Genomic DNA, 17,670 nt, shown 5'->3' on the forward strand with positions numbered 1-17,670 from the left:
GCGCGCGCGCCCCCCCCGGGGGCGGGGGGGGGGGGGGGCCCCCCCCCCCGGCGGGGGGGGGGGGGGGGGGGGGGGGGCCCCCCCCCGCTTCATCGAAACGCGGCGCCCCCTCACCCGGCGCGCCAAGCTTCGCTTGTCGCGCCACCCTCTCCCCGCAAGCGGGGAGAGGGAAGTTCGCCGCGCCGCTGCTATCAACGTCGACGCTACGCGGCAGCAAACGTTTCATCCAGCCGGGTTGGCCCCCAGGCCCGTGCGGCGGCTTCAAGGAGATAACCATGACCGAGATCGCGCGGGTTCACGGCCCCCTCGACGCCCACGGCGAACGCGCCAAGTCGCTGCAGACCGTCTATGTCTATGAAGCGCCGGTCCGGCTCTGGCACTGGGTCAACGCGCTGTTGATCGTGACCTTGTGCATCACCGGCTATCTGATCGGCTCGCCGCTGCCGTCGGTGTCGGGCGAGGCCTCGGCGAGCTTCCAGATGGGCTACATCCGCTTTGCGCATTTCGCCGCCGGGCAATCGCTGATCGTGTTCTTCCTGCTGCGGCTGTATTGGGCGTTCGTCGGCAACCGCAACTCGCGGCAGATCTTCTATCTGCCGCTGCACAACCGCACCTGGTGGTGGGGCATCCTCTACGAGTTGAAATGGTACCTCTTCATGGTGAAGGACCCGAAGAAGTACATCGGCCACAACCCGCTGGCGCATGTGGCGATGTTCTCCTTCATGCTGTTCCTGCTGTTCATGATGGCGAGCGGCATGGCGCTGTATTCCGAAGGCCAGGGCATCGACAGCTGGCAATACAAGGTGTTCGGCTTCATGTTCGCGATCTTCCCGAACAGCCAGGATCTGCACACTTGGCATCACCTCGGGATGTGGGCGATCGTGGTGTTCGTCGTCGTGCATATCTACGCTGCGGTGCGCGAGGACATTCTCAGCCGCCAGAGCATGATCTCGTCGATGATCTCCGGCGAGCGCCTGTTCCGCGACGACATCGACGATTTCCCGCGATGAGCGCGATGATCAGCAGCGACAGCCAGCCGCTCCGCACGCTGGTGCTCGGCATCGGCAACATCCTGTGGGCCGACGAAGGCTTTGGCGTGCGCGCGGTGGAGCAATTCCACCAGCGCTACGTCTGTCCCGAGAACGTCACGGTGATGGACGGCGGCACGCAAGGGCTCTACCTCGTACAATATGTCAACGAGGCCGACCGGCTGATCGTGTTCGACGCCGTCGATTACGGCCTTGCGCCCGGCACGCTGAAGCTGGTGCGCAATGAGGAGGTGCCTAAATTCACCGGCATCAAGAAGATGAGCCTACATCAGACCGGCTTCCAGGAAGTGCTCAGCGCCGCCGAACTGCTCGGTCATGTGCCCAGCGAGATGTTGCTGATCGGCTGCCAGCCGCAGGATCTGGAGAACTGGGGTGGCCCGTTGACCGCGCCGGTGCGCGGCCAGATCGACGCCGCGGTCGACGCCGCGGTGGCGGCTTTGGCCGCGTGGGGCGTCGAAGTGACGCCGCGCGAAAGGCCGCTGGCACCTGACGAGCGCCTGCTTGAAGGCGCGATCGATTTCGACAATTACGAGCGCTGCCCGACCGCGCGGGCGCTGCTCGGCGATCGCGGTGCGTGATCGAGCAGGGGAGCCCAACCGCATGTGCGTAGGCGTGCCGATGACGGTGGTGACCAGCGACGACGGCACCGCGCTGTGCGAGCGGCGCGGCGAGCAGCGCCGCGTCTCGACGCTGCTGATCGGCGAGGTCGCGGTCGGCGACCGGGTGCTGGTGTTCATCGACAACGCGGTGCGGCTGCTCGAGCCTGAGGAAGCCCGGCTGATCGACGACGCGCTCGATGGCCTGGCCGCGGCGATCGAGGGCCGTGACTTCGAACATCTGTTCGCCGACCTGATCGACCGCGAACCGCAACTGCCGGAATTTTTGCGCAGCCAGGTCACGCCGCAGGGTTGAGACCGCGCGCGACGCCGTGCCGGCGTTGCCCCTGCGACTAATGTGGGGTCGCACGCTCCTGCAATTTAACTTTGCAGCGCTGCCAAATCATGTTTCCATTTGCGGCGTCGCCTCGCCGCGGGATGGTCAGAAGCTGTCCAATATCGGCCACGTTGCTTCCATCGGCGGGCGTCGAATGGTTGGCATGTCGCTTGCTGAACCGTTCAAAGCTTGCCCGCTGAATGGCAAGTCGAAAATACAACAAGTGTCGAAACACAACATCACGGGGGGAAGATGAGCACATCGCTCGCTGCAGAAGACGTGCGCCTTGATGGCATGCCGACGGTCGATGCCGCGACGCTCGACGACATCTTCGCCTCCGCTCCCGAAACCATCCTGCTGCTGTTCTTTCGCGGCGATCCGACCCGCGCCGAAGTCGGCGACATCGCCGTGGTGCTGCCGCAACTCGGCAAGGCGTTTGCCGGCCGGCTGCGTCCTGCCGTCGTGGCGGCCTCGGCCGAGCAAGCGCTGATGCAGCGCTGCGGGGTCCGCGCGATGCCGAGCCTGGCGCTGCTGCGCGCCGACCGCACGCTCGGCGTCATTGCCAAGATTCAGGACTGGTCGGTCTATCTCGCGCGCATCGAAGCGATGCTCGCAGCCGACGGTCATTCCGCGCAGCAGGGAGCGACGTCATGAAGGTGGGCTATTGGAGCGCCGACGGCGGCGACGACGTCGCGATGATGCTGCTGCCGGTCGGCCACGATCCCGCCGACGCCTCCCGCCGCGGCCTGACCCGGACCGGCGCGGTGGCGGCGCTGTCGACGCAGAGCGGCGCCGAGCTGACGCAGCAATGTCCGCAATTGCTGGCGCTATTGCCGCGGCTCGCCGCCGCCTTGGCGGCGCAGCGCGCCGACGCGCCGACGCAAGTTTTTGCGCTGGATGAGTTGTCACCCGCCGAGCGCGAGCTGTTGGTCGACGTGCTCGGCGAGGGCGAGGTCGGCGGCATCGTCGCGCTGCCGGATCGCCGCATCGTCCAGATCCAGGAATCCGTGCTTGCCGGGCTGTGGCTGGTCCGCATCGAGGGCGACGCCGCGCAGCCGCGCGTCGAATATGTCGAGATCGGCGCGATCCCCGAACTGGTGCGCCGCGCCGCGCAGGATTTCACCGCCAGCGACGTGGTGCTGGGCGACGCGCCCGCCGACGCCATGAACGTGATGCCGGTGCTGGCGGAGATCCGCGAGCGCAAGGCCGCGCATCGTCCCGGCCTGCCGTCGCACGTCATCAACTTCACGCTGTTGCCGATGAACGCCGTCGACATGGCGCATCTGCAGGCCACGCTCGGCAACGGCCCGATCCAGCTGCATTCGCGCGGCTACGGCTCCTGCCGGGTGCTGGCGACCGCGACGCGCGACGTCTGGTCGGTGCAGTTCCTCAACGCCATGGACACCATGATCCTCGACACGCTGGAGATCGGCGACGTGCCGGCCGCGGCCTGCGCCGCCGACGAAGATTTCCAGGACTCCGCGGAACGCTTGCGTGAAATCGTCGAGGCGTATTTCGAATGAGCGGCTTCGAGAATTTCGGCCGGCGCGAAACCGACGTGGCGACCCGGATGGAATGCGGCATCTGCTGGACGGTGTACGATCCGGCGGACGGCGATCCCAATCGCGGCGCCGAGCCGGGCACGCCGTTCTCGGAGCTGCCGGAAGACTGGAGCTGTCCGAACTGCGACGCGCCGGCCAGCAAATTCATGAGGCTCGACGATGAGCCGTGACCCCGCGCAAACCAAGGCTGATACTGACAAGGTCGAGGCCGAGAAGGCCGCGGCGATCGGCGCGGCGCTGGCGGCGCTGTATCGCGCCGCCGATCGCGGCATGCGCGAGCTGCCGATCTACAACACGGCACTTGAGGTTGCCGCAGTCGGCTTTCGCGCGCACGAGGGGCGAGCGCTCGGCGTGGTGCTGACGCCGTGGTTCATGAATCTGGTGCTGGCGCCGCTCGATGCCGGCGAGGGCAGCGATGCGCCGCCCGGTGCGACGGTCTCGCGCAGCCTGCCGGCGGGCCTCTTCGAATTCACCGTCGGCGCGCTGGATGGTTTTGGCATCATCGAGAGCTGCTCGCTGTATTCGCCGATGTTCGACTTCGCCGATCAGCAAAGCGCGCTCGCCGCAGCCGAGGCGGCGCTCCAAGCGGTGCTCGATCCGGGATTCGACGTGGCGCCCGCGGAGACTGCAGCCGCGTCGCCGCCAAAGCCGCGAAGCGCCGCGATCGATCGGCGCAATTTCCTGCGCGGCGCGTTGTCGAGCGGAGCGCGGCCATGACCAGCGCGGCGGCAGCGGATGGCATCGAGGTCACACTGTCCGTATCGGACGGCCGTGTCACTGAGGTTGCCATCACCGCGCGGCCGCCCTCCGGCATCGATCGCTACGCCAGGGGCCGGCCCGCCGACGAGGTCGCCCGCGCGCTGCCGCGGATCTTTGGGCTCTGCGCGATGGCGCAGGGCGCCGCAGTCGCTGCGGCGATCGCCGCCGCGCGCGGCACCGCGCTTGCTCCCGATCAGTTGGCGGCAAGGGCGAGCGCGGTCGCCGCCGAACGCGTGCTGGAATTGCTGCGCGGCACGGTGACCATGCTTGCAGGATCGGATCTCGGCGGCACCGCGCCGGCGTTGCGCGCGCTCGCCGCCGCGACCCGCAGCTTCAGCTTCGACGCGGCGTGGACCGACCGCGCCACCAGCGATGCCGCGATCGCCGCGATCGAGCAGAGCCTCGACGCGCTCGGGCTGCCCAAGCATTGCTTCGACGACGCCGATACTTATCAACGCTGGACTGCATCCGATGCGCCGATGGCACGACTGCTGCAGCCGTTGCTCGCCGGCGATGCCAGTTTCGGCGCGCGGCCGCTCGACGCGCTCGATCCCGCCGACGATGCGGTGATCGCCGATCAATTGGCGCAGTCCGGCGCGGCGTTCGCCGCCCGTCCGCATCTGCAAAGCCGCACGCCTGAAACCGGCGCGTTATCGCGGACACACACGCATCCGCTGCTGGCCTCGCGCGAGACAGGCTTAAGCGCGCGCATCCTGGCGCGGCTGATCGAGGCGCGGCAAACGCCGGAGCTGCTACGCGGGCTCGCCTCTGGCACGGCCGATCCCGCCGAACTGATCGCCGCGACGCCGCTCGCGCCCGGCATCGGCTTCGCCGCGGTGGAATGCGCCCGCGGCCGGCTGCATCACTGGATCGCGCTCGACGGCCATGACCGCGTCGCGCGGCTAGAAATTCTGGCGCCGACCGAATGGAATTTTCACCCCGAAGGCCCGCTGGTGCGCGCGCTGCACGGCGTTGCCGCGAAAGCCGATGACGACCGCCGCCGCATCGAACAACTAATCGCGGCGTTCGATCCGTGCGTAGGCCTTTCGGTGCATTTTGCGGAGGCCGCCGATGCATGAGATGGCTTTGTGCGAAGGCATGCTCGACATCATCCAGCGCGAGGCCGAGCGCCAGCAATTCAGCCGGGTGCGCGCGGTCTGGGTCGAGATCGGCGCGCTCAGCCATGTCGAGCCCGAGGCGATGCGGTTCTGCTTCTCCGCGGTGACCCACGGCAGCATCGCCGCCGACGCCCGCTTTGAGGTGGTGGAGGTGCCTGGCGAAGCCTGGTGCATGACTTGCGAGAAGACCGTGCCGGTTAAGCGGCGCTACGATCCGTGCCCGCATTGCGGCGGGCATCAATTGCAGGTGACCGCGGGTGACGACCTGCGCGTCAAGGAATTGGAGGTCGATTGATGTGTACGGTGTGCGGATGCGACGGCAAGCCCGATCACGATGATGCTCACGACGGCCACGATCATGAGCACGAGCACGCCCACGGCCATGCTCATCATCATCACCACCATCATCATCACGATGGCGATGACCATGATCATAGCCGTGCGCATGACCACATTCATGATCATGCGCATAATCACGCCCTTACGCATGATCACGACCATGACCACGCGCCGGCGAGTGCAGCCACGCTGGATTTCGGCGGCGGCATCGCCGGCGTGCATGTCGCCGGGCTTTCGCAATCGCGCATCGTGCAGATCGAGCGCGACATTCTCGGCAAGAACAACAGTTATGCCGCCGACAATCGCGCCCGCTTCGCCGCCGCCGGCACGCTGGCGCTGAACCTCGTTTCCAGCCCCGGCTCCGGCAAGACCTCGCTGCTGGTCCGCGCCATCACCGACCTCAAGGACAAATTCCCGATCGCGGTGATCGAGGGCGATCAGCAGACCGCCAACGACGCCGAGCGCATCCGCGCCAGCGGCGCGCCGGCGATCCAGATCAACACCGGCAAGGGCTGCCACCTCGACGCCCACATGATCGGCCACGCGTTCGGTCAACTGCCGCCGCTGGCGCAAGGCGTGCTGTTCATCGAGAATGTCGGCAATCTGGTCTGTCCCGCGGCGTTCGATCTCGGCGAGGCGCACAAGGTGGTGGTGCTGTCGGTCACCGAAGGCGAAGACAAGCCGCTGAAGTATCCCGACATGTTCGCAGCCGCCGATCTGATGCTGATCAACAAGGTCGACCTATTGCCGCATCTGGATTTCGATCTGGCGAGCTGCATCGAATACGCCCGCCGGATCAATCCGAAGATCGCGGTGCTGACGCTGTCGGCGCGTAGCGGCGAGGGCCTGCCGGCGTTCTACGCCTGGATCGAGAAGCGTTTGGCCGAAGCGCGCGGCGCCGCCAAGGCGGCCGAGTAACCGGAGAACGAGCGAATGTGTCTGGCGATCCCGGCCGAAGTCATCGAACTCTTGCCCGACCAGATGGCGCGGGTCAGCGTCGACGGCGTCGGCAAGCTGGTCTCGGTGGCGCTGCTCGACGAGCTCGCGATCGGCGACTACGTCGTGCTGCATGTCGGCTTCGCGCTGACACGGATCGATCCGGAGGAGGCGCGTCGAACCCTGGCGCTGCTCGGCCAGCTCGGCGCGGAGGTTTTGGCATGAAATACGTCGACGAATATCGCGACGGAAAGCTCGCCCGCGGCGTGGCGGCCGCCATCGCCCGCGACAGCGATCCCGCGCGCAACTACGCGCTGATGGAATTTTGCGGCGGCCACACCCACGCGATCTCGCGCTACGGCCTCGAGGACCTGCTGCCGGGCAACGTTCGCATGGTGCACGGCCCCGGCTGCCCGGTCTGCGTGCTGCCGGTCGGCCGCATCGACATGGCGCTGCAGCTCGCAGCAAAGCCCAACGTCACGCTGTGTTGTTATGGCGATCTGATGCGGGTGCCGGGCTCGCGCGGCAACTCGCTGCTGCGCGCCAAGGCGGCGGGCGCCGACATCCGCATGGTGTATTCGACGCTCGACGCGCTCGTGATCGCCGAAGCCGAGCCGTCGCGCGACGTGGTGTTCTTCGCCATCGGTTTCGAGACCACCACGCCGCCGACCGCGCTTTCGATCCGGCTGGCGCTGAAGCGGGACCTCGGCAATTTCAGCGTGTTCTGCAACCACGTGCTGACGCCGTCGGCGATCGAACGGATTCTCGCCTGCGACAGCGACGGCGTGCGCATCGACGGCTTCGTCGGCCCCGCGCATGTCTCGACCGTGATCGGCACCGCGCCGTTTCGGCGCTTTGCGCAAGACTTCGCCAAGCCGGTTGTGGTCGCGGGCTTCGAGCCGCTCGACGTGATGCAGGCGATATTGATGCTGATCCGCCAGGTTAATGACGGCCGCCACGAGGTCGAGAATCAGTACATCCGCGCCGTCACCGAACACGGCAACCGTATCGCCCAGGCCGAGGTCGCGGACATTTTCGAACTGCGCGAAAATTTCGAATGGCGCGGGCTTGGGCAACTTCCCGACAGCGCGCTGCGGCTGAAAGACGCCTATGCGGGCTTCGACGCCGAGCGGCGCTTTGCGCTCGATGATATTTCCGCCAGCGACAATCCGGCCTGCGAATGCGGCGCCATCCTGCGCGGCGTCAAGCGCCCGGCCGAATGCAGATTGTTCGGCACCGTTTGCACGCCAGAAACCCCGATGGGCTCCTGCATGGTGTCGTCGGAGGGCGCTTGCGCGGCGCATTGGAGCTACGGCCGGTTTCGCGACCACGCCAGGAGGAAGACCGCATGAGTGCGCGCCAGCGTCACTTGAAGCTCGATCTCGCGGCCGGCCGGGTCGAGCTGTCGCACGGCGCCGGTGGTCGCGCCATGGCGCAACTGATCGCCGAGGTGTTTCATCAAGCACTCGACAATGAATGGCTGCGCCGCGGCAACGACCAGTCGGCCTTTGATGTGGCTGCCGGCCGCATGGTGATGACCACCGACGGCTATGTGATCTCGCCGTTGTTTTTCCCGGGCGGCGACATCGGCTCGCTTGCGGTGCACGGCACCATCAACGACGTGGCGATGGCCGGCGCCCGGCCGCTGTATCTGTCGGCGAGTTTTATTATCGAAGAGGGGTTTCGGCTCGCCGATCTCAAGAAGATCGCCGACAGCATGGGCCGCGCCGCGCGCGAGGCCGGCGTCCCGGTGATCACCGGCGACACCAAGGTGGTGGAGCGCGGCAAGGCCGACGGCGTGTTCATTTCCACCGCCGGCGTCGGCGTGCTGCCGCACGGGCTGGACCTCTCCGCCGACAAAGCGCGGCCGGGCGACAAGGTGCTGCTGTCCGGCTCGCTCGGCGATCACGGCGTCGCGGTGATGTCGCGGCGGCAGAATCTCGCCTTCGAGACCACGATCCAATCCGACTCCGCGGCGTTGCACGGCCTGGTCGGCGAGATGGTCGCGGTGGCCGGCGCGGGCCTGCGGGTGATGCGCGATCCGACCCGTGGCGGGCTCGCCGCGACACTGAACGAACTGGCGCAGCAATCGTGTGTCGGCTTCCGCATCGACGAGGACGGTCTGCCAATCAAGCCGCAAGTCGCCGCCGCCTGTGAATTGCTCGGGATCGATCCGCTCTACGTCGCCAACGAAGGCAAACTCATCGCCATCGTCGCGCCGGAGCACACCGATGCGGCGCTGGCCGCGATGCGCGCGCATCCGTTGGGGCGGGAAGCCGCGATCATCGGCGAGGTGGTGGAAGACGAGCATCGTTTTGTGCAGATGACCACCGCGTTCGGCGGCGGCCGCATTGTCGATTGGCTGGCGGGCGATCAATTGCCACGGATCTGTTGAGGGCGCGATGGATGCTTTTGCGAGCGAAGGCCGGGTGGCGGAGCGCAACCGCGGGCGATCGATGACCGCCACCGTGCTGGTGGTCGACGACGAGGTGCGGTCGCTGGAATCGCTGCGCCGCGTGCTCAGCGACGAGTTCGAGGTGATCTGCGCCAAGGACGCCGCCGAGGCGCGGCGCTGCCTGGAAAGCGAGATCGTCCACGCCATCCTGTGCGACCAGCGCATGCAGGACGAGACCGGCGTCGAATTCCTCAAGCATGTGCGCAGCACTTGGCCGGATCCGGTGCGGATGATCATCTCCGGCTATTCGCAGTCCGAGGACATCATCGCCGGCATCAACGAGGCCGGGATCTATCAATACGTCGCCAAGCCCTGGCATCCCGACCGGCTGCTCGACACCGTGCGCGGCGCGGTCGAACTGTTCCGGCTGCAGCAGGAGACCGAGACCGCCGCAGTCGACATGAAGCTGACGCCGGAGCGGGTGACCCGCGTGGTCACTGAAAAGCGCGGCGCCGCGAAGCAATTGTATGATTTCGACCGCATCGTGCACGCCCCGGATAGCCCTTTGCGCGGCGTCATCGATCTGGCGCGTCGCGCCGCGGAGTACGACATCTCGGTGTTGATCACCGGGGAATCCGGCACCGGCAAGGAGTTGCTGGCCCGCGCGATTCACTACGGCTCCGGCCGCGCCGGCAAGGCGTTCGTGGTGGAGAATTGCGGCGCGCTGCCGGATCAGTTGCTGGAAAGCGAATTGTTCGGCTGCAAGAAGGGCGCCTTCACCGGCGCCTATCAGGATCGCATCGGACTGTTCGAGGTCGCAGACGGCGGCACCATCTTTCTCGACGAGATCGGCGAGACCTCGCCGGCGTTTCAAGTCAAGCTGTTGCGGGTGCTGCAGGAGAGCGAGATCCGCCCGCTCGGCGCGCAGCGCGTGCGCAAGGTCGACGTCCGGGTGGTGGCCGCAACTAATCGCGACCTCGAAGCCGAAGTGCGCGCCGGCCGCTTCCGCCGCGATCTGTATTATCGGTTGGCGGCGTTCCCGCTGCACATGCCGCCGCTGCGCGAGCGACCGATGGATATTCCGCTGATCGCCGCGAAGGTGTTGGCCGACGTCAACAAGTCCTATGGCCGCCAGGTCGCGGGCATTGCGCGCGATACGCTGATGGCGATGCAGCGGCACGATTGGCCGGGCAATGTCCGCGAATTGCAGAACGAGATCCAGCGCATGGTGGTGCTGGCCAATGACGGCCGGCTGCAGATCCGCGATCTGTCGCTCCGGGTGCGCGACGGCGGCGCGCCGGCCGCGCCCGCGCACGCGCTCGCAGGTGAAGCCGCGACGCTGAAGCACCGCGTCGAGGCGCTGGAGCGCTCCATGATCGTCGATGCGCTGGAACGGCACGGCGGCAACATCAGCCGGGTCGCCGCCGAACTCGGGCTGTCGCGGGTGGGCCTGCGCAACAAGCTCGCGCGCTACGACATCCGCAAGGGCGTCGTCGATGACGAATGACGTCGGCGCGGACGGCTCGATCGTGAAGGGAGGCGACCGCGCGCCGCCCGGGCTCGACGGCGAGCGCGAGGCGGTGTGGATCGAAGTGATCCGCAAGATGGACGAGGTCTACGCCGACCTGTTGCGCTACGAGACCGACCTCGAACAGAAGAACGCCGCGCTCGAAGAGGCCCAGGCCTTCATCTCGAGCGTCATCGAATCGGTGTCCGACATCCTGATCGCCTGCGGCCGCGACGGCAGCATCCTGCAGGTCAATCCCGCCGCGGTGTATCTGTTCGGCCGTCCCGCCGAAGCGCTGACCGGCCGGCCGCTGGTCGAACTGATCGACGCCCCCGATCGCGTCCGCGTCGACGCGCTGTTGAAGGCGGGGCTGTCGTCCGACGTCATGACCTTCGAGATCCGCTTCGTCACCGCCAGCGGCATCTCGGATCTCTACGCCGTCAACGGCGCCACCCGTTACGATCCCGCCGGCGCCCGGGTCGGCACAGTGCTGACCGGGCGGCCGATCGGCGAATTGCGCCGCGCCTACGAGGCGCTGCACGCCGCGCACAGCGAGTTGCAGCGCGCGCAGCGGCAACTGGTCGAGCAGGAGAAGATGGCGAGCCTCGGCCGGCTGGTCGCCGGCGTCGCGCACGAATTGAACAATCCGATCAGCTTCGTCTATGGCAACATCCACACGCTGGAGCGCTATCGCCAGCGGCTCGGCACTTACCTCGGCGCGATCCATGGCGGTGCTGACGCCGCCGAGATCGACGCGCTGCGCCACGAGTTGCGGATCGACGCGCTGCTCGACGACAGCGGCTCCTTGATCGAGGGCACGCTGGAAGGCGCGATGCGGGTCTCCGACATCGTCAAGAATCTGCGCCGGCTGTCGTTCCTCAAGGCCGGCGAGGCGCAACAGGTCGACATCGAGCGGGTGATCCGCACCGCGGCGCGCTGGGCGTCGCGCGCCAAGGCCGGCCGGGTCGAGATCGTGTTCCACATCGAGAAGGATCTGTCGGTGGTCGGCAATGAGGGGCAGTTTCACCAGATCATCGTCAACCTGGTCGACAACGCGCTCGATGCCAGCCGCGGCGCGACCGAGCCGCTGATCGAAATTCGCGCCAGCCGCCGCGGCGGCGAGGTCGCGATCGCGATCGCCGACAACGGCCCGGGCTTCGCCGAAGGCCTGATCGACAAGATTTTCGAACCGTTCTTCACGACGAAGCCGGTCGGCGAGGGCACCGGGCTCGGGCTGTGGATCAGCTACGGCATCGCCCGCGAATATGGCGGCGCGCTCGCCGCGGCGAACCGCTCCGGCGGCGGCGCGGTGTTCACGCTGACGCTGCCGGCGGGGTGATCGCGCGGCTGCGCCGGTTGCCGTGCGGGGCATGGCGCCTCCACGAGTCGTCCCTGCGGCACGCAGGGACCCATCACCCCTGGCGGTGCGTTTGACGGCAACGTCGTCACACGCCGAGCGTCTGCCGTGCCCATCACGTCATGATGCATGACCGCGATGCGGATGCCGCGCAGATCAAAACCTTGACGCCCGCGCTCGCTCTGGCTTGGTAAGCCGACGCGCCGGTGATCGGCGGTTGGGCGATCGCGGGGCGCGGCACAATGAGCGAGGATCACCAGACGATGCACCGGGTGTTTGCTTACGGCACGTTGAAGCGCGGATTGAAGAACCACCATCTGATGGCGCGGGCGAGATTTATCGGCGTGGCGACCAGCGTGCCGCACTACCGGATGATCGCCGGCGACTATCCGGTGCTGTTCGAGGACGGCGCCGGGCTGTTGCCGGTCAGCGGCGAATTGTTCGAGGTCGACGACGCCACATTGATCGAGCTCGACAAGCTGGAATCGGTCGGCGATTTGTACGACCGCAAGACCGTCGCCATCGCGCTCGGTGAGCGCGTCACCGACGCCTTCATCTATATCGGCCGGCCGGTGGCGTGGGCGAGCCGCGGCTGGCCGCCGTTCACCGCGCGCGATCGCGACGGCCGGCTGCATTGGCCGGCGTTGGCGGAGTGAGTTCTTTTCGCCGCGCCCATCCAACACAAGCCTTGTTCATTCGAGCAGCGATCCAAATGAAGCCGTCATTCCGGGGCGCGAGGCCGAAAGGCCGAACGAACCCGGAATCCAGTATTCCAGGGCGGTGAGTATTGGTTTCCGGGGTCACTCGCGGCTATCGCCGCTCATGCCCCGGGATGACGGCCTGTTACTTGTTGAACGCGTACCCCACCGCCAACCGTCATTCCGGGGCGCGAGGCCGAAAGGCCGAGCGAACCCGGAATCCAGTATTCCAGGGCGGTGAGTATTGGATCCCGGGTTCACTCGCGGCTATCGCCGCTCATGCCCCGGGATGACGGCCTGCCGCGTGACGACCGCCAACTAATTGTTCAGCGCGCCAATCTATCACCAATCGTCATTCCGGGGCGCGGGCCGCGGCAGCGGCACGCGAACCCGGAATCTCGCCGCGGCGAAAGAGCCCGAAGCCGTCGCGAGATTCCGGGTTCGCTCGAGCTATCGCTCTCGCGCCCCGGAATGACGACCTGCTATTTGTGATGCGCGTCAACACGCTCGCGACGGCCTGCGCGGGCCGCGTCCACGCCCCGCCGTCAAAACCGAAACGCCAGCGCCTCCGGCGGCAGTTTGACGTCGGGCAAATTGCGCGGATCGGCGACCGGATCGAGCACCTGCTGGCGGATCGGGATCACGCCGGCCCACACCGGGAACGCGTAGTCGTCGGCCTCGTCCTCGGGGTGGCCGGTGCGGATCTTGGCGGAGGCCTCGTCGAACGGCATCGACAGCACCGTGGTGGCCTTCAATTCCTTCGGCAGCATCGGCCGCAGCCGCTCCCATTGCCCGGCGATCAGCCGGTTCACGAAGGTGCGCAGATGGGCTTCCTTCTCGTCCGGATCGGTGACCTTCTCAGGCTTGCCGAACACCATCACCGAGCGGTGGTTGATGTTGAAGTTGTAGGCCGAGCGCGCCATCACCAGGCCGTCGATGACGCTGGCGGTGAGGCAGACCTCGGCGCCTTCGATCGCGGTGATCATGCGGCTCGCCGCCGAGCCGTGCCAATACACCCGGTCGCCTTCGCGCCAGTGCATGGTCGGCGTCACCAACGGCTTGCCGTCGACCACGTAGCCGATGGTGCAATGGGGGATCGCGTCGAGGATCGCCGCGATGGTGTCGTGGTCGTAATTGGCCAGCCAATTGTAGCGCTTGACCCGGGTGCGGTCGCTGGGCGGGGTGGACATCGTCGCATTCCTATCGTTGTCAGGCATCGCGGTCGTAATATCCACTGATATACAACGCGGCGCCTGAGTCGATAGGCCATTGGGCGATGCGCCGCATTGCGCCCAGTGCCAAGCGGCGCGTTACAGCATGCCGGGGCGAAACAGCTTGCGCCGGCTGATGATCTTGCCGGACACCATGAACACGCCGTCGCCCTCGTAGTGCAGCGTCTGCGGATGTTTTGGCGAGGTCGCGACATGCGCCTTCACCACCTCGAAGATGAAGAAGTTGTACTTGTCGACCAGGCCGTCGTCGGCGAGCTTGCATTCGAAATTGGCGTGGCACTCGGCGATCAGCGGCGCCTTGACCCGCGTCGCCGGCTCAGCGGTCAGCCCGAAATGTTCGAATTTGTCGATATCCGCGCCAGAGGTGTTGCCGATTCCGACCACGATGTCGGTCAGTTTTGTGGTCGGCAGGTTGATCACGCATTCGCCGCTCTCGCGGATCAGCCCGAACGAGTGATTGCCGCCCGAGATCACGCAGCCGATCAGCGACGGCGTGAACTCCATCACGGTGTGCCAGCCCATCGTCATGATGTTGCGTTCGTTGCCGCGCGCCGACGACACCAGCACGATCGGGCCGGGCTCCAGATAACGGCGCACCTGCGACACCGGAAAATCAAGCTTCGCCGCGCGTTGGCTCATGACTCTGTTCCCGCCTGGTCCCGCAAAAATCCTAGCAGATCTTCGACCGCGGTGCGTTGCTGCTAACTGCCGAAACACGCGGCAATGGCTCGATTTCAGGCTCGCGCGCGTGTCTGCGGTTTCGCCGCGGCTTGCGAAAGCCGCGGAAAACCCCTTAAAAACCGCTGCGAACGGTCGCTTCGCCGGCACTTTCACAATATTGTTGCGGCACCGAATCAGCCAGCAAGGAGATAAAATGGCGACGCAGATGACCAAATCGCAGCTAATCGAGAAGATCGCCACCCAGAGCGAGCTGGCCAAGAAAGACGTCAAGGTCGTGCTCGAGGCGATGACCGAGATCGGCTACAAGGAGCTGAAGAAGAACGGCGTGTTTCTGGTGCCGGGCTTCGCCAAGTTCGTGGTGATCAAGAAGCCGGCCACCAAGGCGCGCAAGGGCACCAACCCGTTCAACGGCGAGCCGATGGTGTTCAAGGCCAAGCCGGCCCGCAAGATCGTCCGCGCCCGTCCGGTCAAGGCCGCCAAGGACTCGGTGTAATCCGCCGACGCTGCAACCGCCCATCCGGTCGACGGCCGGGTGGGATCACGGCAAACCGAGCGCTGGGCCATCGCGGTCAGCGCGAGGTGACGAAGCGTCCGGCCTGGGTGCGATCCTGCCAGCCGAATCGCACCAGCTCCGGCACCGCGTGTTCTTCGACCGGCCAGCCGACGCAAAGATAGGCGATCAGCTTCCAACGTTCCGGAACCTGCAGGTCGGCCTTGGCTTGATCGGGATCGAGGATCGAGACCCAGCCGATGCCGAGCCCTTCGGCGCGGGCGGCGAGCCAGAACGTCCCGATCATCGCCGCGACCGAATAGTCCAGCGTCTCCGGCATGGTCTTACAGCCGACGCCGGCGCCCTGCTGGGTGCCGCGATCGCAGAACACCGCGAACTGCCGCGGCGCGACGTCGATGCCCTCCAGCTTCAACCGGGCGTAGAGCGCGGCGCGATCGCCCTGGAAGGTGGCCGCCGCCTTGGCGTTGGCGGCGACGAAGTTCTGATGGATCTTTTCCCGCATCTGCGGGCTGTCGACGCTGACCCAGCGCCACGGTTGGCTGTTGCCGACCGACGGCGCCAGCTGCGCCAGATCGAGCAGCCGCTCGATCAGATCCGGCTCGACCGCGTCGCGGCGAAACCGCCGCACGTCGCGCCGCCATTCGATCAATTGGGCGAGTTTTGCAACAAATTCGGGATCGAAATCCGGCGACCTTTGCCCGAGCTCTGGCTCGGTCAACGGGCCGGCGTCGAAATGCGTCACCTTTGGTCTCCTCAGCACAGTCAGCGCGTCGGCAGGTCGCTCGAAGCCGAGGCGAGACCTGGGCCGAAAACGCGTTCGCCCGCTGCTAACGCGGCGAACCGGATCCGGTCGCAACCCCACGACTGTCAAGCGGTTAGGTTCAAAAGCTGGCAGCGCGCGGAGGATGGGCGGAACTTTGGAACCGGCGCTGTTAAGACCTTGTTAGTCATCGGGCGACCGGCCTGTCAACGTTGTCAAGGCCACTTGACGAAATTGCCGCAATAGGCGGCAGACGCCGGGAATCGACAGGTATTATCTTGTTGCCGACTCCCGCCGCACCTGGCCCGACTGCCCAGTGCTCATGCAATCGCCTGAAGCCTGGTCACGTCGAACGGATGGCCCGCCATGCCTCGCGTTTGCCTGACGTCGAGGCATCCGAACACGCCGGCGGCGATTCGCGCCGGTGAGCCGGTGTCGGCGCTAGATTTTGCCCTCGAGCACGTCGCTGAGGCTGGCGACGTCGGTCAAAAGCCGCGCCGCGGCGCGCAGCAGCGGCACCGCCAGGATCGCGCCGGTGCCTTCGCCGAGCCGCAGCCCGAGGTCGAGCAGCGGCTTGGCCTGCATCGCCTGCAGCGCGATGGCGTGGCCGCGCTCGGCGGAGCGATGCGCGAACACGCAGTAGCCGCGCGCCGCCGGCTGCAGCCGGATCGCCAGCAGTGCCGCGACCGTCGAGATGAAGCCGTCGACGATCACCGGGCGGCGCTGCGAGGCGGCGCCGAGGATCGCGCCCGCCATCATGGCGATTTCCAGCCCGCCGAATTCGGCGAGCACGTCGAGCGGCGCGGTGACGTCGCTGCGCGCCGCGGCCTTTTCGATCGCCGCGCGCTTCTTCGCCATGCCGGCTGAGTTTTGCCCGGCGCCGACGCCGATGCATTCCTCGAGCGGCGCGGGGGCCAGCCGATGCAGCAGCAGCGAGGACGAGGCGGTGTTGCCGATGCCCATTTCGCCGAGCGCGATGATGTCGGCGCCGTTGCGGATCTCCTCCACCGCGAGCGCGCAGCCGCGGTCGAGCGCGGCGATCGCCTGCTGCCGGGTCATCGCCGGCTCGCGCGCGGCGTTGGCGGTGCCCATCCGGATCTTGGCGTCGATCAGCCCGGGATGCTTCGGCAGCTCGGCGGCGACGCCGGCGTCGACCACGCGGATTTCGACGTTGGTGGCCCCCGCGAAGGCGTTGGCGCAGGCACGGCCGGCCAGATAGGTCATCACCATCCCCACCGTCACCGCGGCGGGAAATTGCGAGACGCCTTCTTCGGTGAGGCCGTGGTCGCCGGCGAACACCAACAGCACCGCATTGTCGCCGCGCGGCTCGCCGGGATGCCGGATCTGGCCGAGCTGCACCGCGAGGTCCTCGATCTGGCCGAGCGAGCCGAGCGGCTTGGCCTTGCCGTCGATCCGCGCGCGGATCGCGGTTTCGGTGGCGGCGTCGATCGGGGAAATGCCGGGCGGCTGCCAGGCGATGTCGGTGGCGGTGGGCATGATCTGTCCTCGTTGCAAGGCGGCGTAACTGGCGCAGCGCATCGCCGCGGTCAACACCACCTAAGCGTGGTTGACCGTGCCGGGCGCGCCGCGCTAGCGTTGTGGCCGATGGTCCTTCCACGTGGAAGGTGAAAAGGGAAGCCGGTGCGAGAGTTCTCAAACCCGGCGCTGCCCCCGCAACTGTGAGCGACGAGCCCGCGCCGAGGCCACTGGGATGTTCCTGGGAAGGCGGCGAAACGGCTTTGACCCGCGAGCCAGGAGACCTGCCATCGAAGACTGTGCTTTGAAGGCGTCGTCGGGGCGGGGTGCACCGGGCGGGAGCGAGCGCGATGGCGG

21 protein-coding genes and 1 riboswitch are annotated in these 17,670 nt (G+C 66.9%); of the genes, 17 read left to right on the forward strand and 4 right to left on the reverse strand.

Going from position 1 to position 17,670, the window contains the following annotated elements; all coding sequences use genetic code 11:
- The first annotated feature begins 275 nt into the window (after nucleotides 1-275).
- The 16 genes from cybH to HNR60_RS10245 all read left to right on the forward strand — a co-directional run bounded on the left by cybH (nucleotide 276) and on the right by HNR60_RS10245 (nucleotide 12,611).
- Complete coding sequence (gene cybH / locus HNR60_RS10170) at nucleotides 276-1,010, forward strand: Ni/Fe-hydrogenase, b-type cytochrome subunit (protein WP_184257011.1); 735 nt, start codon at nucleotides 276-278, stop codon at nucleotides 1,008-1,010.
- The gene (locus HNR60_RS10175; protein WP_184257013.1) at nucleotides 1,007-1,627 is read left to right on the forward strand and encodes a HyaD/HybD family hydrogenase maturation endopeptidase; all 621 of its coding nucleotides are present in this window, start codon (nucleotides 1,007-1,009) and stop codon (nucleotides 1,625-1,627) included. Before cybH ends, HNR60_RS10175 begins: the two co-directional genes overlap by 4 nt.
- A 22-nt stretch (nucleotides 1,628-1,649) precedes the next feature.
- Nucleotides 1,650-1,961 carry a HypC/HybG/HupF family hydrogenase formation chaperone gene (locus tag HNR60_RS10180; RefSeq protein ID WP_184257015.1) on the forward strand — a complete coding sequence of 104 codons (312 nt, stop codon included), beginning with the start codon at nucleotides 1,650-1,652 and terminating at the stop codon, nucleotides 1,959-1,961.
- A 273-nt stretch (nucleotides 1,962-2,234) separates the two neighbouring features.
- The gene (locus HNR60_RS10185) at nucleotides 2,235-2,636 is read left to right on the forward strand and encodes a thioredoxin domain-containing protein (RefSeq protein WP_184257017.1); all 402 of its coding nucleotides are present in this window, start codon (nucleotides 2,235-2,237) and stop codon (nucleotides 2,634-2,636) included.
- Nucleotides 2,633-3,505, forward strand: coding sequence for a hydrogenase expression/formation protein (locus tag HNR60_RS10190; protein ID WP_184257019.1), 873 nt, complete (start codon nucleotides 2,633-2,635; stop codon nucleotides 3,503-3,505). The genes HNR60_RS10185 and HNR60_RS10190 overlap by 4 nt, the downstream gene beginning before the upstream one ends.
- On the forward strand, nucleotides 3,502-3,714 hold the full coding sequence (locus tag HNR60_RS10195; protein WP_184257020.1) for a rubredoxin: 213 nt from the start codon (nucleotides 3,502-3,504) through the stop codon (nucleotides 3,712-3,714). The genes HNR60_RS10190 and HNR60_RS10195 overlap by 4 nt, the downstream gene beginning before the upstream one ends.
- The gene (hybE, locus tag HNR60_RS10200) at nucleotides 3,704-4,261 is read left to right on the forward strand and encodes a [NiFe]-hydrogenase assembly chaperone HybE (protein ID WP_184257023.1); all 558 of its coding nucleotides are present in this window, start codon (nucleotides 3,704-3,706) and stop codon (nucleotides 4,259-4,261) included. The genes HNR60_RS10195 and hybE overlap by 11 nt, the downstream gene beginning before the upstream one ends.
- On the forward strand, nucleotides 4,258-5,382 hold the full coding sequence (locus HNR60_RS10205; protein ID WP_184257025.1) for a nickel-dependent hydrogenase large subunit: 1,125 nt from the start codon (nucleotides 4,258-4,260) through the stop codon (nucleotides 5,380-5,382). The genes hybE and HNR60_RS10205 overlap by 4 nt, the downstream gene beginning before the upstream one ends.
- Nucleotides 5,375-5,716 carry a hydrogenase maturation nickel metallochaperone HypA gene (gene hypA / locus HNR60_RS10210; protein ID WP_184257027.1) on the forward strand — a complete coding sequence of 114 codons (342 nt, stop codon included), beginning with the start codon at nucleotides 5,375-5,377 and terminating at the stop codon, nucleotides 5,714-5,716. Before HNR60_RS10205 ends, hypA begins: the two co-directional genes overlap by 8 nt.
- On the forward strand, nucleotides 5,716-6,678 hold the full coding sequence (hypB, locus tag HNR60_RS10215; protein ID WP_184257029.1) for a hydrogenase nickel incorporation protein HypB: 963 nt from the start codon (nucleotides 5,716-5,718) through the stop codon (nucleotides 6,676-6,678). Before hypA ends, hypB begins: the two co-directional genes overlap by 1 nt.
- Before the next feature lie 15 nt (nucleotides 6,679-6,693).
- On the forward strand, nucleotides 6,694-6,921 hold the full coding sequence (locus tag HNR60_RS10220; RefSeq protein WP_184257031.1) for a HypC/HybG/HupF family hydrogenase formation chaperone: 228 nt from the start codon (nucleotides 6,694-6,696) through the stop codon (nucleotides 6,919-6,921).
- The gene (gene hypD / locus HNR60_RS10225; protein WP_184257033.1) at nucleotides 6,918-8,048 is read left to right on the forward strand and encodes a hydrogenase formation protein HypD; all 1,131 of its coding nucleotides are present in this window, start codon (nucleotides 6,918-6,920) and stop codon (nucleotides 8,046-8,048) included. Before HNR60_RS10220 ends, hypD begins: the two co-directional genes overlap by 4 nt.
- The gene (gene hypE / locus HNR60_RS10230; protein WP_184257036.1) at nucleotides 8,045-9,091 is read left to right on the forward strand and encodes a hydrogenase expression/formation protein HypE; all 1,047 of its coding nucleotides are present in this window, start codon (nucleotides 8,045-8,047) and stop codon (nucleotides 9,089-9,091) included. The genes hypD and hypE overlap by 4 nt, the downstream gene beginning before the upstream one ends.
- Before the next feature lie 61 nt (nucleotides 9,092-9,152).
- Nucleotides 9,153-10,598 (forward strand): sigma-54-dependent transcriptional regulator, encoded by a 1,446-nt coding sequence (locus tag HNR60_RS10235; protein WP_184257133.1) that lies wholly within the window; start codon nucleotides 9,153-9,155, stop codon nucleotides 10,596-10,598.
- Nucleotides 10,588-11,937: a sensor histidine kinase gene (locus HNR60_RS10240; protein WP_184257038.1), complete on the forward strand. Its 1,350-nt coding sequence runs from the start codon at nucleotides 10,588-10,590 to the stop codon at nucleotides 11,935-11,937. The genes HNR60_RS10235 and HNR60_RS10240 overlap by 11 nt, the downstream gene beginning before the upstream one ends.
- Before the next feature lie 260 nt (nucleotides 11,938-12,197).
- Entirely contained in the window at nucleotides 12,198-12,611 is a 414-nt protein-coding gene (locus tag HNR60_RS10245) for a gamma-glutamylcyclotransferase family protein (RefSeq protein WP_184257040.1), read from the forward strand.
- Nucleotides 12,612-13,198: 587 nt separating this feature from the next.
- Here the strand turns inward: HNR60_RS10245 and HNR60_RS10250 are convergent.
- Together HNR60_RS10250 and HNR60_RS10255 are read right to left on the reverse strand one after the other, a co-directional pair.
- Nucleotides 13,199-13,843, reverse strand: coding sequence for a pyridoxamine 5'-phosphate oxidase family protein (locus HNR60_RS10250; RefSeq protein ID WP_184257042.1), 645 nt, complete (start codon nucleotides 13,841-13,843; stop codon nucleotides 13,199-13,201).
- A 120-nt stretch (nucleotides 13,844-13,963) separates the two neighbouring features.
- Nucleotides 13,964-14,524: a flavin reductase family protein gene (locus HNR60_RS10255; RefSeq protein ID WP_184257044.1), complete on the reverse strand. Its 561-nt coding sequence runs from the start codon at nucleotides 14,522-14,524 to the stop codon at nucleotides 13,964-13,966.
- Between the two features lie 235 nt (nucleotides 14,525-14,759).
- Here HNR60_RS10255 and HNR60_RS10260 point away from each other — a divergent pair, with 235 nt between their 5' ends.
- Nucleotides 14,760-15,059, forward strand: a complete 300-nt coding sequence (locus HNR60_RS10260) for an HU family DNA-binding protein (RefSeq protein ID WP_184257045.1) — start codon at nucleotides 14,760-14,762, stop codon at nucleotides 15,057-15,059.
- Nucleotides 15,060-15,135: 76 nt separating this feature from the next.
- Here HNR60_RS10260 and bluB read toward each other — a convergent pair whose 3' ends face one another.
- Complete coding sequence (bluB, locus tag HNR60_RS10265) at nucleotides 15,136-15,819, reverse strand: 5,6-dimethylbenzimidazole synthase (protein ID WP_347339336.1); 684 nt, start codon at nucleotides 15,817-15,819, stop codon at nucleotides 15,136-15,138.
- A 459-nt stretch (nucleotides 15,820-16,278) separates the two neighbouring features.
- Complete coding sequence (gene cobT, locus HNR60_RS10270) at nucleotides 16,279-17,334, reverse strand: nicotinate-nucleotide--dimethylbenzimidazole phosphoribosyltransferase (RefSeq protein WP_184257049.1); 1,056 nt, start codon at nucleotides 17,332-17,334, stop codon at nucleotides 16,279-16,281.
- 92 nt (nucleotides 17,335-17,426) lie between these two features.
- Nucleotides 17,427-17,619: riboswitch (cobalamin riboswitch) on the forward strand.
- Nucleotides 17,620-17,670: the final 51 nt, after the last annotated feature.

The organism is Rhodopseudomonas rhenobacensis, assembly GCF_014203125.1.
Classification (GTDB): domain Bacteria; phylum Pseudomonadota; class Alphaproteobacteria; order Rhizobiales; family Xanthobacteraceae; genus Rhodopseudomonas_A; species Rhodopseudomonas_A rhenobacensis.

What these genes read in the sequence shown, in the direction of transcription:
- hypB (WP_184257029.1), top strand. Translation starts at nt 5,716, where the DNA reads ATGTGTACGGTGTGCGGATGCGACGGCAAGCCCGATCACGATGATGCT.
- HNR60_RS10220 (WP_184257031.1), top strand. Translation starts at nt 6,694, where the DNA reads ATGTGTCTGGCGATCCCGGCCGAAGTCATCGAACTCTTGCCCGACCAG.
- HNR60_RS10185 (WP_184257017.1), top strand. Translation starts at nt 2,235, where the DNA reads ATGAGCACATCGCTCGCTGCAGAAGACGTGCGCCTTGATGGCATGCCG.
- HNR60_RS10240 (WP_184257038.1), top strand. Translation starts at nt 10,588, where the DNA reads ATGACGAATGACGTCGGCGCGGACGGCTCGATCGTGAAGGGAGGCGAC.
- HNR60_RS10235 (WP_184257133.1), top strand. Translation starts at nt 9,153, where the DNA reads ATGACCGCCACCGTGCTGGTGGTCGACGACGAGGTGCGGTCGCTGGAA.
- hybE (WP_184257023.1), top strand. Translation starts at nt 3,704, where the DNA reads ATGAGCCGTGACCCCGCGCAAACCAAGGCTGATACTGACAAGGTCGAG.
- hypA (WP_184257027.1), top strand. Translation starts at nt 5,375, where the DNA reads ATGCATGAGATGGCTTTGTGCGAAGGCATGCTCGACATCATCCAGCGC.
- HNR60_RS10260 (WP_184257045.1), top strand. Translation starts at nt 14,760, where the DNA reads ATGGCGACGCAGATGACCAAATCGCAGCTAATCGAGAAGATCGCCACC.
- HNR60_RS10205 (WP_184257025.1), top strand. Translation starts at nt 4,258, where the DNA reads ATGACCAGCGCGGCGGCAGCGGATGGCATCGAGGTCACACTGTCCGTA.
- HNR60_RS10245 (WP_184257040.1), top strand. Translation starts at nt 12,198, where the DNA reads ATGAGCGAGGATCACCAGACGATGCACCGGGTGTTTGCTTACGGCACG.
- HNR60_RS10175 (WP_184257013.1), top strand. Translation starts at nt 1,007, where the DNA reads ATGAGCGCGATGATCAGCAGCGACAGCCAGCCGCTCCGCACGCTGGTG.
- hypE (WP_184257036.1), top strand. Translation starts at nt 8,045, where the DNA reads ATGAGTGCGCGCCAGCGTCACTTGAAGCTCGATCTCGCGGCCGGCCGG.
- cobT (WP_184257049.1), bottom strand. Translation starts at nt 17,334, where the DNA reads ATGCCCACCGCCACCGACATCGCCTGGCAGCCGCCCGGCATTTCCCCG.
- cybH (WP_184257011.1), top strand. Translation starts at nt 276, where the DNA reads ATGACCGAGATCGCGCGGGTTCACGGCCCCCTCGACGCCCACGGCGAA.
- HNR60_RS10190 (WP_184257019.1), top strand. Translation starts at nt 2,633, where the DNA reads ATGAAGGTGGGCTATTGGAGCGCCGACGGCGGCGACGACGTCGCGATG.
- hypD (WP_184257033.1), top strand. Translation starts at nt 6,918, where the DNA reads ATGAAATACGTCGACGAATATCGCGACGGAAAGCTCGCCCGCGGCGTG.
- HNR60_RS10250 (WP_184257042.1), bottom strand. Translation starts at nt 13,843, where the DNA reads ATGTCCACCCCGCCCAGCGACCGCACCCGGGTCAAGCGCTACAATTGG.
- HNR60_RS10195 (WP_184257020.1), top strand. Translation starts at nt 3,502, where the DNA reads ATGAGCGGCTTCGAGAATTTCGGCCGGCGCGAAACCGACGTGGCGACC.
- HNR60_RS10180 (WP_184257015.1), top strand. Translation starts at nt 1,650, where the DNA reads ATGTGCGTAGGCGTGCCGATGACGGTGGTGACCAGCGACGACGGCACC.
- HNR60_RS10255 (WP_184257044.1), bottom strand. Translation starts at nt 14,524, where the DNA reads ATGAGCCAACGCGCGGCGAAGCTTGATTTTCCGGTGTCGCAGGTGCGC.